General features: G+C 70.6%; 11 protein-coding genes. 7 read left to right on the forward strand and 4 right to left on the reverse strand.

Features of this window, described 5'->3' with window-relative positions; translation table 11 throughout:
• Window positions 1-72 precede the first annotated feature (72 nt).
• A complete protein-coding gene (locus VGE03_RS13695) occupies window positions 73-1110 on the forward strand; it encodes an FAD-dependent oxidoreductase (RefSeq protein ID WP_331047028.1) in 1038 nt (345 codons plus the stop codon).
• Here VGE03_RS13695 and VGE03_RS13700 read toward each other — a convergent pair.
• Entirely contained in the window at window positions 1079-1822 is a 744-nt protein-coding gene (locus tag VGE03_RS13700; RefSeq protein WP_331047029.1) for an energy transducer TonB, read from the reverse strand. The two genes, VGE03_RS13695 and VGE03_RS13700, sit on opposite strands and share 32 nt — an antisense overlap.
• Before the next feature lie 172 nt (window positions 1823-1994).
• Here VGE03_RS13700 and VGE03_RS13705 point away from each other — a divergent pair, with 172 nt between their 5' ends.
• Both VGE03_RS13705 and VGE03_RS13710 read left to right on the forward strand, forming a co-directional pair.
• A complete protein-coding gene (locus VGE03_RS13705; protein WP_331047030.1) occupies window positions 1995-2801 on the forward strand; it encodes a transglycosylase SLT domain-containing protein in 807 nt (268 codons plus the stop codon).
• 77 nt (window positions 2802-2878) lie between these two features.
• Window positions 2879-4021, forward strand: a complete 1143-nt coding sequence (locus VGE03_RS13710) for a DUF2336 domain-containing protein (RefSeq protein WP_331047031.1) — start codon at window positions 2879-2881, stop codon at window positions 4019-4021.
• A 66-nt stretch (window positions 4022-4087) separates the two neighbouring features.
• Here the strand turns inward: VGE03_RS13710 and VGE03_RS13715 are convergent, their stop codons facing one another.
• From VGE03_RS13715 to VGE03_RS13725, 3 genes are all read right to left on the reverse strand, one after another.
• Window positions 4088-4564: an Hpt domain-containing protein gene (locus tag VGE03_RS13715; RefSeq protein ID WP_331047032.1), complete on the reverse strand. Its 477-nt coding sequence runs from the start codon at window positions 4562-4564 to the stop codon at window positions 4088-4090.
• 78 nt (window positions 4565-4642) lie between these two features.
• Window positions 4643-5425: an NAD kinase gene (locus tag VGE03_RS13720; protein WP_331047033.1), complete on the reverse strand. Its 783-nt coding sequence runs from the start codon at window positions 5423-5425 to the stop codon at window positions 4643-4645.
• Window positions 5426-5456: 31 nt separating this feature from the next.
• Window positions 5457-6596, reverse strand: coding sequence for a DUF2336 domain-containing protein (locus tag VGE03_RS13725; RefSeq protein WP_331047034.1), 1140 nt, complete (start codon window positions 6594-6596; stop codon window positions 5457-5459).
• Between the two features lie 147 nt (window positions 6597-6743).
• Here VGE03_RS13725 and VGE03_RS13730 point away from each other — a divergent pair, with 147 nt between their 5' ends.
• The 4 genes from VGE03_RS13730 to VGE03_RS13745 form a co-directional block, all read left to right on the forward strand.
• Window positions 6744-7508 carry a class II aldolase/adducin family protein gene (locus VGE03_RS13730; RefSeq protein ID WP_331047035.1) on the forward strand — a complete coding sequence of 255 codons (765 nt, stop codon included), beginning with the start codon at window positions 6744-6746 and terminating at the stop codon, window positions 7506-7508.
• Window positions 7505-8287: a hypothetical protein gene (locus VGE03_RS13735; protein WP_331047036.1), complete on the forward strand. Its 783-nt coding sequence runs from the start codon at window positions 7505-7507 to the stop codon at window positions 8285-8287. Before VGE03_RS13730 ends, VGE03_RS13735 begins: the two co-directional genes overlap by 4 nt.
• Window positions 8288-8411: 124 nt before the next feature.
• A complete protein-coding gene (locus tag VGE03_RS13740) occupies window positions 8412-9539 on the forward strand; it encodes an efflux RND transporter periplasmic adaptor subunit (protein ID WP_331047037.1) in 1128 nt (375 codons plus the stop codon).
• A partial coding sequence (locus VGE03_RS13745; RefSeq protein WP_331047038.1) for an efflux RND transporter permease subunit occupies window positions 9539-12683 on the forward strand: 3145 nt, incomplete at its 3' end. The genes VGE03_RS13740 and VGE03_RS13745, both read left to right, overlap by 1 nt.

Raw genomic sequence — 12683 nt, forward strand, 5'->3', positions numbered from 1 at the left:
AGCAGCGAGCGACCGCGTCGCGAGCGTTAGCGCCCCTTGCAAAAGAAGCTCGGCGGGTCGATTTGAGCCGCCGTGTCTTTCTCTCCTGATGTGATCGTCATCGGCGCGGGCGTGCTGGGTCTCGGCAGCGCCGCGGAACTGGCTGCGCGCGGCCATGCGGTGCTGGTGCTCGATCCGGGCGGCCCCAATGCGTCGTCCGCGGCGGCCGGGATGATCGCGCCGGCGATGGAGAGCCTCATCGACGGCCTCTCGCCGGATCACGCCGCCCTGCTGAAGCGCGGGCGGGACCTCTGGCCCGCCTTCGCCAGCCGTCACGGCCTGATCCTGCATCTGGACGGCGCGGAGTGGCGGGGCGAGGACCCTGACGTGGACATCGCCCGGCTGCACGCGCTCGGCTTCGCCGCAGAGCGGGCAGGGCAGGGGCTGTTCACCCCCGACGACTGGCGCGTCGAGGCGCGGGCGGCGCTGGAAATCCTGTCATCTGTTCCGGGCGTCACGCGCGAGACCGCGCGGATCGAGGCCCTGGATCGCGAAGGCGACACCTGGACGGCGACCGCGGATGACGGGCGACGCTGGACCGCCCCGGCGGTGGTGCTGGCCACGGGTGCGGCCGAGGCGATCGAGGGGTTGCCGGAGGCCGTTTCGGACCTGGTCGGCCGGATCGAGCCGATCCGGGGGCAGCTGACGCCGGTGCGCTGCGCGACGCCGGGGCGGGTGCTGCGCGCGCCGGGCATCTATGCGACGCCGTCCGCCGAGGGCGCCCTGTGCGGCGCTACGATGGAATCCGGTTCCCGCGATCTGACCCCTGATCTGGCCACCGCTTCGCGACAGACCCGGATGGGACTGGGCCTGACGGGCGGCGAGGGCCGGGCCGCGGCTCCTCGCGTGGGCATTCGTGGCGCCTCCCCCGACGGCCTGCCCATGGCGGGCCCGTCCGGAGCGCCGGGGCTGCATCTGGCGCTGGCCCCGCGCCGCAACGGCTGGCTTCTGGCCCCGATGATCGGCGAGATCGTCGCCGACGGACTCGAGGGCCGCGCGTCTCGGGCGGACGCGGCGGCCCTCTCGCCCCTCCGTTTCGTCAGTCCGCCGGCGGCACGAAGCGCAGGTTGATGACGACCCGGGACCCTTCCGCGGCGCCGTCGACGGTGCGCGGATTGATCTGGAAGTAGCGGGACAACTGCTGGGCGGCGCGGCCGAAGCCGGCCCCCGACGGGGTCTCGCTGTTGACCGAGCAGCCCGAGACGCGGCCGTTGGCCTCCACCATGCAGCTCAGCGCCACCGATCCGGACAGGCCGCGCTCGAGCGCCCGGTCCGGATAGGCCCGCATCAGCTGGTCGCCCGTCGGCTGGCTGATCCAGCTCGGATTGCGGATCACCCGGACCGCGGGCGGCTGCGGCGGCTGGGGTTCCTCGGCCGGCTTCGCGTTATTCACAGAATCAGAGACCGGCGTTTCGAACGTCAGGGTGGTGCTGTCCGTGGCCTCGGCGTCGGGGCTGGTGTTGGCGTGGATCACGTCGGTCGGGGTGGTCGGCAGCGGCGTGTTGTTCAGCGGCGGATTCGGCGCGACCGGCTTGCGCTCGATCTCCTCCGGAGGCAGCGGCGGCGTGGGCGCCAGATCGAGGAACAGGCCCTCGTTCGGCGTCGTCGGCGTGATCGGCGTCGGCATCTCAAAGCGCTGATAATACAGGGCGACTCCGACCCCGACGTGGGCGGCGGCCACGAGGCCGATCGCCACCCAGGCCGAGCGCGACAGGCGCGGCGTCTTTCGTTCGTGGAAGTCGATGGGGCTCACCAGTCCGGGGCCGCCTGCGGTTCTGATCATCATGGCCTTCATCCCTCAATCTGCTGTCCCCACAGCCGTCCCGGGTGAAAGTGGAGCGCTGCCGTTGGGGCGGGTTTGCGGCGAGGTTCGGGCGGGAATGCGCGCTTCAAAGAACGTGACTTTCCGGTCACGTTAAGGTGTCGTTAACCAGAGTTCTGCAGCGTTAACGATTATGACCATCAGGGCGATTCCATCGTCAGGCGGGGTTGAGGCGGCCATCCGGCGTGCATCGAGCGCGACGGGTGTGGACGCCGACTTCCTCGTGCGCACAGCCCGGCGCGAAAGCTCGATGAATCCCATGGCGCGCGCGCCGACGTCATCGGCGGCGGGGCTGTTCCAGTTCATCGAACAGACCTGGCTGGCGACCGTGAAGCAGCACGGGGCCAAGCACGGCTACGGCCAGTACGCCGATCTGATCTATCGCGGCTCGGACGGGCGCTGGCGGGTCGAGGGATCGGCCCGCAACGTGGTGCTGGACCTGCGCTTCGATCCGCAGGCGGCCTCGACCATGGCGGGCGAGCTGACGGCGACCAACGCCGCCTATCTGCGCGGCCGCACCGGGCGTGAGCCGGGGGCGGGCGACCTGTACGCCGCCCACTTCCTGGGGCCCGCCGGCGCCGCCCAGCTGATGGAGGCCATGGATCGCCGTCCGGGCTCCAGCGCCGTCGCCCTGTTCCCCGAGGCGGCCTCCGCCAACCGGTCGATCTTCTATCGCGACGGCCGCCCGGCGACGGTGGCCGAGCTGCACGCCAACCTGCAGCGCACGGCCGGGGACGGCGCGCCGGCCGCGGGCGCGGGCGGTGGCGACCTGCAACCGGCGGCCCCGCCGCTGTCGGAGCGGGACCAGATGCTGGCCGCGCGGTTGGATCGGCTGAAGCAGGACCAGAGCCTGCTGGCCCTGCTGCTGGGCCAGGACGGCGACGGCAAGGCCGGCGGCTTCGGCGGCGCCTTCGGGCCCGGAGAACGGACAGACGCCTGACCCGAATCCGGCCATGGTGAACCGCCCGTTAAGGATGACGGGCTGATGGTGTGGCAAAGCCAGAGACTGAGCGTCCCATGACCGCCTATCGCGCCCGCCTCACAGAGATCGACATCCGTCGCCTGATCCAGTCGGCGGACGAGGATGAGCGCGCCGCCGCCGCCCACAAGCTGTGTCGCAGCATGGAGCGGGCCGAGCTGGACGACGAGGATCGCGCGGCCGCCCAGAAGATCCTGCGCCTGATGGCCAATGACGCCGCCGAACTGGTCCGTCGGGCCATGGCGGTGACGCTGAAGTCCTCGGACCTGATCCCCCGCGACGTGGCCCGCCGTCTGGCCGCCGACGTGGACAGCGTGGCCCTGCCGTTGATCAACTTCTCCCCCGCCTTCTCCGACGAGGACCTGATCGAGATCGTGCGGGCGGGCTCGGCGGTGCGCCAGACCGCGGTCGCCGGTCGTCCCCGGGTCAGCCGTGACGTCGCCGCGGCGGTGGCCGAGGTCGGCGCTGAAACCGCGGTGCGCGCCCTGGCCGCCAACGACAACGCCGACATCGGCGAGGCCGCCCTGGGCCGCTGCGTCGATCGCTTCGGCGACACGCCGGAGATCGTCGCCGCCCTGGCCTACCGCCAGGTCCTGCCCCTGTCGGTCAGCGAACGGCTGATCGAGCTGGCCTCTGAGGCCGTGCGCGAGCATCTGGTCACCCGTCACGCCGTGGCCCCGGAGACGGCGATCCGGCTGGCCTCGTTCGCGCGCGAGCGGGCGACGGTGGATCTGGTCGACCAGGCGTCGACCCACGCCGACCTGCCCCAGTTCGTGGCGACCCTGCACGCCCGGCGCGCCCTGACCGGCTCGCTTCTGCTGCGCGCCCTCGCGCGCGGCCAGATGAGCCTGTTCGAGCACGGTCTGGCCGAGCTGGCCGGGGCGCCGCACCAGCGCGCCTGGCTGATGATCCACGACGCCGGTCCGCTGGGCCTGAAGGCGATCTACGACCGCGCCGGCCTTCCGCCGCGCCTGTTCCAGGCCTTCCGGGCCGGCGTCGACACCTGGCGCACCCTGCAGGCCGAGGGCGCGGACACGACCGACGACGCCTTCCGTCAGCGGATGCTGGAGCGCTTCCTGACCCAGCGTCCGAACGCGCCGCGCGAGGATCTGGCCTATCTGATGGAGCGGCTGGACCACGCGCCGCTGCCGGCCCGTGGCGGGGTCGGCGTCGCCGCCTGATCCCGCACGGCAAAACGCCCGCCGGTGAGGGCGGGCGTTCGCGGAACTCTCGAAATCCTGAAGGCGTCAGGCGTAGTGCTGGGCGACCTTGGCTTCCAGCGTCTCGGCCAGAACCTTGCCGGTCGGGTGGTCGTCGGTCTGGATCTGGTCGCGGACCACGGCCTTGATGGCGTCGATGTGGGCGTCGATCAGCAGCATGGGGGCGGCCATGCGCTTGGCCGGATCATCCATCATCTTGCACAGCGAACCGGCCAGGCGGGTGACCAGCGGATACTGGTAGGTGGTGCCCAGGCCCTTCAGGTCGTGGGCGCGGAAGTACAGGGCTTCGGCGGTCTGGGCGTTGTAGCCCTGGGCGCGGATGTCGGCTTGGGCCTTGTCCAGCTTGACGATCTCGTCCTGCAGCCACTGGCCGAACTGGGCCGACATGGCCTTGAGGGCTTCCTCGGCCTTGGCGATGGCGTTGGCGTCGATGCCGCCGAACGCGCCGCCGACCTTCATGCGAAGGGTGTTGGGCGGACGAATGACCTGGGCCGAGTTGCTCACCGGGCGCTCCCGTAATTGACTGACGGTCAGGATCGCACCAACGACCTTAAGAAGCCGTGCACGCTGGGACGGCGGTCCTCAGGAGGCGAACTGCTCGGCCAGCACGCGCTCCTCGAACGAGCGCCCCGCGTCGAACAGCATGGTCAGGGCGATGTCGCGCCGTTCGCGCACATCCACCTTCACCACGCGCCGGACCTCGAAATTGTCGGCGGTGGCGCTGACGGGCCGTTTGTCGGCCTCGAGGATTTCAAAACAGACCTTGGCCTGATGCGGCAGCAGGGCCCCGCGCCAGCGACGCGGGCGGAAGGCGCTGATCGGGGTCAGGGCCAGCACGCGGGAATCCAGCGGGATGATCGGGCCGTGGGCCGACAGGTTGTAGGCGGTCGATCCCGCCGCCGTGGCGACCAGGCAGCCGTCGCAGGACAGCTCCTCCAGCCGCACGCGGTCGTCGACGCTGATGCGCAGCTTGGCGCTCTGGCGGGTCTGGCGCAGCAGGGAGACCTCGTTGATGGCCAGCCCGCTGTGGACCTGTCCGGTCTCGGTCCAGGCGTCCATCTGCAGCGGATGGATGACGGCCCGGCCGGCGTCGGCAAGGCGCTCCAGCAGGCCTTCTTCCTCATAGTCGTTCATCAGGAAGCCGACGGAGCCCCGGTTCATGCCGAACACCGGGGTGCGGCGCTCCATGACCGTGTGCAGGGTCTCCAGCATGAAGCCGTCGCCGCCCAGCGCCACGATGACGTCCGCCTCGTTCTCCGGCGTGGAGCCGTAGCGGGCGATCAGGCGGTCGCGCGCCTCCTGCGCCTCGGGACGGTCCGAGGCGGCGAAGGCGATGCGCAGGGGGCGGTCAGAAGGCGAACTCACCGGCCTACGCAAGCCGAGCGGGACGGTGAAGTCAAACGGCGATGCGCTGGTCGAGCGGGTCCGGCGTCACAAGGGCGCGGAAGGCGCGGGTCGCGGAGGCGGGCGACAGGGCGCCGCGCTGCCACACCGGCTCGCCCTGATCCCCGGGCAGACCGCGGTTCAGCTTGCGCATCTCGGTCAGCAGGGTGGGGAAGACGGCCCGGTCGATGCCGACGGCGGCGCAGGCGTAATAGAAGGCCTCCGGCGTCGGCGACCGCAACGCCTGACGCACCTGGGCGGCGGTGAACCCACCCAGGGTGGCCAGGCCGTGGACGACGAGGCTGAAGCGCTTCTCGCGGGCGGCGCGGATCAGGATGGCGGGCTTCAGCTGGCCGGCGGCCTTCAGCTTGTCGACCAGCCGACGCTCCATTTCCTCGCGCTGGGGCGTTTCCTCGGGAATGTCGTCCCGATCCTTGCGGATCACGCAGTCCACGGCGTCGTAGACCGCGGCGTTGAGCTTGCGCTCGTCCACCTGGAAGCGGGCGCTGATCGACTCCCGCAGGGCGGCGCCGACCCAGTGGTACATCTGTTCGGCCAGGGCCTGATCGAGGCCGGGGTGGCGCAGCAGGGGGCCGCGCAGGGCGGCGACCCGGCGTGAATGCTCGACCAGCCGACGGAAGCCTTCGCCGCTGATCTGGGCGGTGCGGTTGGTGGCCAGGGCCGCCAGAACGGCCGGGACGCCGCGATCGATGACGGCGTCCGACACACGGCCGCTCAGTTGCGGGCGGCGGGCGACGGCGATCTGGTGATCCAGCGAGGCCTCGACCAAAATCCGCAGCAGGTCCTCATCGCGGAGGACGGGGCTGGAGGTCAGGATCGGCGCGGCGATCTCGATCTCGTCCAGCGCCAGCACATTGACGAGGGCCGCCGGCGCCCAGTCGGCATTGGCCAGCCGCATCGACAGGGCCTTGCGGATGTCGCGCTCGGCCTGACGGGCCAGCGACAGGAAGATCTCGCCCAGAATGGGGGACAGCTGGCCGTCCGGCGGGCTGGCGTCGCACAGGGCCATGACGCCGAGAAGCAGCCGCTGACGGGCATCCGGCGTGTGATCGCGGGCAAGGGCGAGGAGCTCCTCGGCGCGCGGCGCGCGCTCGGGGACCCGCGACTGATCAAGCTGGACGAGGACGGTCACGAACGGCTCCGGCACGTCGACAGGGTTTCGACAGCGTTTACCGTAACGCTCGGGGCCTAAGACGCGGTTAACGGAACCTGAATCTTGACGCGGGGCCGTGTCAGCGCGAGCGTGCCGCCAAACAAGTATAAGGTGAGGAATACGACCATGGCTGACGGTGCGATCACCTCGATCCGGTCGAAGGTGTCGGAAGCGGAGTGGAAGGTGCGCGTCGAGCTGGCCGCGCTGTACCGGCTGGTCGCCCTGCACGGGTGGGACGACATGATCTTCACCCACATCTCGGCCCGGGTGCCGGGGCCCGAGCATCACTTCCTGATCAACCCCTACGGCTTCTATTTCGAGGAGATGACGGCCTCCTGCCTGGTGAAGGTCGATCTGGACGGCAACATCGTCCAGGAGACCGAGAACTTCATCAATCCGGCCGGTTTCACCATCCATTCGGCGATCCACGGGGCCCGCGAGGACGCCCAGTTCGTCATCCACCTGCACACCGTCGCCGGGGTGGGGGTGGCCGCGCAGCAGGAAGGGCTTCTGCCGATCGGCCAGAACGCCTGCCTGCTCCAGCACCAGATCGCCTACCACGGCTATGAGGGGCTGGCGCTGAACCACGACGAACGCGAGCGTCTGGTCGCGGACCTCGGCGACAAGCCGCTGATGCTGCTGCGCAATCACGGCACGCTGGCGGTCGGCCAGACCGCGGCGCAGGCGTGGATCGGCATGTTCTTCCTGGAGCGCGCCTGCGCCCAGCAGGTGGCCGCCCTGTCCGGCGGCCGCGAGCACGTCCTGTTCGCCCCCGACGCGGCCCAGGCCGAGACGAAGGAGCAGGGCAGGGGGATCGGCTTCATTTCGGCCCTCGCCTGGCCGGGCGCGTTGCGTATGCTCGACAGGAAGTCGCCCGGCTACGACACTTGAAGCCGGCCGGGGGGCTGCTGCTGACGCTGGCGGCCCTCGCGGTCGCGGCTCCGGCGACGGCCGGTCCCTGGACGATGCCCAAGGGCGACGGGCAGGTCATCGTGAAGTTCGAGGAGATGCGGGCGACGCAGGGCTATGACCCTGACGGCGTCCTCACGCCCCTGCCGGCCGAGCGCCGGGACACGGTGGTGTCGGTCTTCGCCGAATACGGCCTGACCTCGCGCCTGACCCTGCGGCTGAAGGGCGACTGGCAGTCGGGCGAGGACTATTTCGTCGATTTCGAGGGGCGGGGGCCTCTGGAGGTCGGGGTCAACTGGCAGGTCTGGCGCGATGACCGCACGGCGGTGGCGCTGTACGGCGGGGTGGCGGACGGCGGCGAGGGGCGCAACGCCGGCTATGCGATGCCCGGGATGGGCGGCCAGGACTGGGAGGTCCGACTGGCGGTGGGCCGGTCCTTCGGCCCGATCGGCTGGCTGAACAACGGATCGACCGGCGGCTTCGCGACGCTGGAGGTGGCCCGTAGGACCCGCTCCGGACTGCCCGACGAGACCCGTCTGGACGCCACCCTCGGCGCGCATTTCGGCGACAACTGGATGCTGCTCAGCCAGGCCTACGGCGGCGAGGCCGACGACGGCGGGCCGCGCTGGATGTCGGTCGAGAGCTCGGTGGTCCGGCGCTTCGGCAAGTGGAACGCCCAGGTCGGCTGGCGGACCACCCTGACGGGCCGCGAGACCGCCGACGCGTCCGGTCTGGTGATCGGCGTCTGGCGGCGGTTCTGACTGCGACAAAACGGACGGCGGCGCCGCGACGGAAATCGAAACCGCCCCCGTTACATGAACTTTAGTTGCGTCGACGGCGGTAGCCGCTAAGTCGGCTCGTCCCAGATTCCGGAGCGTCAGCCGCGTGTTCAAGCGCCACTTCTTCCTTATCGCCGCGGCGGCCCTTCTGGGTCTGATGATCGTCGCCCTCGTCCTGCGCATGGCCTTCGCGGAGGACGAGAAGGCCGGCGGCGGACGCGGCGGTCCCGGCGGCGGCCGGGGGCAGGCGGTGTCCGAGGCCGTGGCCGCGCCGCGCGAGTTCAGCGACCAGATCCGCGTGCTGGGCGTGGCTCGCGGCCGTCGCTCGGTGAACATCACCTCCTCGACCAGCGAACTGATCACGCGTGTCATGTTCTCGGACGGCCAGCGGGTCGCCGCGGGCGCGCCGCTGGTGCAGCTGCAGGCGCGCGAGGAAGACGCCAACATCGCCGACGCGCGGGCGCAGGTGGCCCGCGCCCAGACCATGTACGACCGCTACAAGACGCTGAACGACCGGGGCTTCGCCTCGGCGGCGATGCTCGAGCAGTACGAGACCGAACTGGAATCGGCCCGCGCCTCGCTGGCCGCGGCCCAGGCCCGCGCGGGCGACCGCACCATCCGCGCGCCCTTCGCGGGCGTGCTGGGCCTCAGCACGGTCACCGCCGGCACCCTGGTCAACCCGGGCGCGGTCATCGCCACCCTGGACGACATCGACGTCGTTCGCGTCGATTTCCCGATCCCCGAGCGCTACCTGTCGGTCCTGCGCCCCGGCGTGCCGATCACCGCCACCATCGACGCCTATGGCGACGAGGTCTTCAACGGCCGCATCGCCCTGATCGACACCCGGGTGAACGAGGCGACCCGCTCGGTCACCGCCCGCGCTGAAATTCCCAACCCCGGCGCCCGCATCCGCCCCGGCATGGCCGTCCGCGTCGCCGTCCAGCAGGGCGTGCGCCAGAGCATCGCCGTGCCCGAGGCCGCGGTTCAGTACGAAGGCGAGGGCGCCTTCGTCTATCGCATCGCCAACGGCGAGCGCGGCACGGTCGCCCAGCGCGTCGAGGTCGAAACCGGCGCGGTCGAGGGCGGCTTCGTCGAGATCCTGACCGGCCTGTCGAACGGCGACCGCGTCGTCGGCTCGGGCCTGAACCGCATCCAGCCGAACGCCCCTGTGCGGGTCGGCGGGGCCGGCGGCGGGCGTAACGGCGCCCGTTCGCAGCAGGGCGCCGCCCGATGATGCTCTCCGACGTTTCCGTCCGCCGCCCCGTGATGGCGGCGGTGGCGGCGATCGTGCTTTGTGTGATCGGCGCCGCGGCCTTCTTCTTCCTGCCGGTGCGGGAACTGCCGGACGTCGATCCGCCGGTGGTCTCGGTCAACACCAGCTACGCCGGGGCCTCGGCCGAGGTCATCGAAAGCCGGATCACCGAGCCGATCGAGCAGCAGATCGCCGGCATCCAGGGCGTCGAGCGCATCACCTCGTCCAGCCGCGACGGCCGGTCGAGCGTGAACATCGAGTTCTCGCTGGACCGCAACATCGACGACGCCGCCAACGATGTGCGCGACCGGGTCTCGCGCGTGGTCGGCCGCCTGCCGGACCAGGCGGACTCTCCGGAAGTGGCCAAGGCCGACTCGGACAGCCAGCCGATCATCATCCTGTTCCTGCGCTCCAGCAGCCTGAACCGGCTGGAGCTGACGGACTACGCCGACCGCTACCTGATCGACCGCCTGGCCACCGTTCCCGGCGCCGCCCAGGTGCAGATCTACGGCGAGCAACGCTATGCGATGCGCGTGTGGCTGGACGCCGCCGCCATGGCCGCGCGGGGCATCACCGTCACCGACGTCGAGACGGCCCTGACCAACCAGAACGTCGAACTGCCCGCCGGTTCGCTGGAGTCCGGCCAGAAGGACTATACGGTCCGTGTCGCCCGCACCTACGCCCGCGCCGAGGACTTCCGGCAGCTGCCGATCGGCACGCGCGGGTCGGCCTCCAACGCGGCGGCCTCGAACAACACCAGCGGTCAGGCGTCGAACGCCAACGCCCTGCCCAGCGGCGCGACCGGCGCCGTGCAGGGGCAGGCCGTCTATGTCACCCGTCTGGGCGACATCGCCCGGGTCGAGGAGGCGCCCGCCGAGGACCGTCGCCTGTTCCGCGGCAACGGCCTGGACCAGATCGGCCTGGCCGTGACCCGTCAGGCCCAGTCGAACGACCTGGCCATCTCCAAGGGCGTCCAGGAGATGATCGAGCAGATCCGCCCCAGCCTGCCGGAAGGCACGGAGCTGGTGGTCGGTTCGGACAACTCGGTCTTCACCAGCCACGCCATCGACGAGGTGTGGATCACCATCGGCATCTCGATGGCGCTGGTGGCGCTGGTCAACTTCATCTTCCTGGGCACCCTGCGGGCGGCGCTGATCCCGTCGGTGGTGGCGCCCATCTGTCTGCTGGCGACCTTCATCGTCCTGGCGCCGCTGGGCTTCTCGCTGAACCTGCTGACCCTGCTGGCGCTGGTGCTGGCCATCGGTTTGGTGGTCGATGACGCCATCGTCGTCACCGAGAACATCCAGCGCCGCATCGATCACGGCGAGCCGCCGCTGGTCGCCGCCGAGCGCGGGGCGCGTCAGGTGTTCTTCGCCGTCGTGGCCACCACCGTGGTGCTGCTGGCGGTGTTCGCGCCCCTGCTGTTCCTGCCCGGCTATGTCGGCCGCCTGTTCGTCGAACTGGCGGCGGCCATCGCCGCGGCCGTGGCCTTCTCGGCCTTCCTCGCGCTGAGCCTGTCGCCGATGCTGGCGTCCAAGATCCTGCGTCCGGCTCACAGCGGCGGCTTCGTCGCCAAGCGGGTCGACTGGGCGATGGACCGGCTCAAGAACTCCTACGGCAACTCGCTGGGGGCCCTGCTGGGCTCGAAGCTGGCGCTGGGCGGGGTCATCGGGGTGATCCTGCTGGTCGCCGTCGGGGCGACGGTCATGTTCGTCAGCCTGCCCGAGGAGCTGGTGCCGCCCGAGGACCGCGGTCGCGTGACCGTCCGCGTGCAGGGGCCTGAAGGGGCCGGCTTCGACTACACCCGCCGGATCATGCTGGGCCTCGAGCCGCTCTTGGCGGAGTACAGGGAGAACGGCGAGGCGGAGAGCTATCTGGTCTCGGCGCCGGGCTTCGGCGGCGGCAGCTACAACTCCGGCAACGCGACGCTGGTGCTGAGCGACTGGGCCGAGCGGTCGCGCACGGCGGACGAGATCGCCCAGGAACTGAACGGCAAGCTGCGCGGACAGACTGACGCCCAGGTCAACGCCTCGACCCCCGGCGCCTTCCAGCGCGGCGGCGGCAACTCGAACTCCGTCGAAATGGTCGTCACCGGCTCGGAGTACGAGGAAATTTACACCTGGCTGCAGCCGGTGCTGGCCGCGGCGCTGGAGAACCCCGGCTTCTCGCGTCCGCGCCTGAACTACGAGCCGAACGCGCCGCGCCTGCTGGTCGACGTCGATCCGGAGAAGGCCGCCGCGCTCGGCGTGTCGTCCCAGTCGATCGGCCGGACGCTGGAGACGATGTTCGGCTCCCGCCGCGCGACCACCTATCTGCGGGGCGGTCAGGAGTATGACGTCATCCTGCAGACCCAGCGCGATGACCGCCGCAATGTCGGCGATCTGGAAGCCCTGTATGTGAACACGGGCTCGGGCCAGCTGGTGCCCCTGTCGGCCGTGGTGAACACCCAGACCTCGGGCGACACCCCGGACCGTCGTCGTCTGGACCGCCAGCGGGCGATCACCCTGAGCGCGGACCTGAGCCCCGGCTACACCATCGCCGACGCCACCCAGTTCCTGACCCGCACGGCGGCCGAACAGCCGCAGGGCGTGGTCACGACCCAGTGGGGCGGCGCGGCGCGGGACCAGCAGGAAGCGGGCGGCGCGGTGATGTGGGCCTTCGGCCTGGCCCTGCTGCTGGTCTTCCTGGTCCTGGCCGCCCAGTTCGAGAGCTGGATCCATCCGGCGGTGATCATGCTGACCGTGCCCGTCGCGGTGCTGGGGGGCCTGTTCGGCCTGCTGGTGACCGGGTCGACCATCAACACCTACAGTCAGATCGGGTTGATCATTCTCGTCGGGATCGCCGCCAAGAACGGCATCCTGATCGTGGAGTTCGCCAACCAGCTCCGCGACGACGGCCTGTCGATTCGCGAGGCGGTGATCGAGAGCGCCTCCCTGCGCCTGCGGCCGATCATCATGACCTCGATCTCGGCCGCGGCCGGCGCCGTGCCGCTGATCGTCTGGGGCGGGGCCGGCGGCGAGAGCCGCAAGACCATCGGGGTGGTGATCTTCTTCGGGGCCATCTTCACGACCCTGCTGACCCTGTTCGTGGTGCCGGTGATCTACGGCGTGCTGGCGCGGTTCACCA

The organism is Brevundimonas sp. (assembly GCF_036400995.1).
In the GTDB taxonomy this organism is placed as follows: domain Bacteria; phylum Pseudomonadota; class Alphaproteobacteria; order Caulobacterales; family Caulobacteraceae; genus Brevundimonas.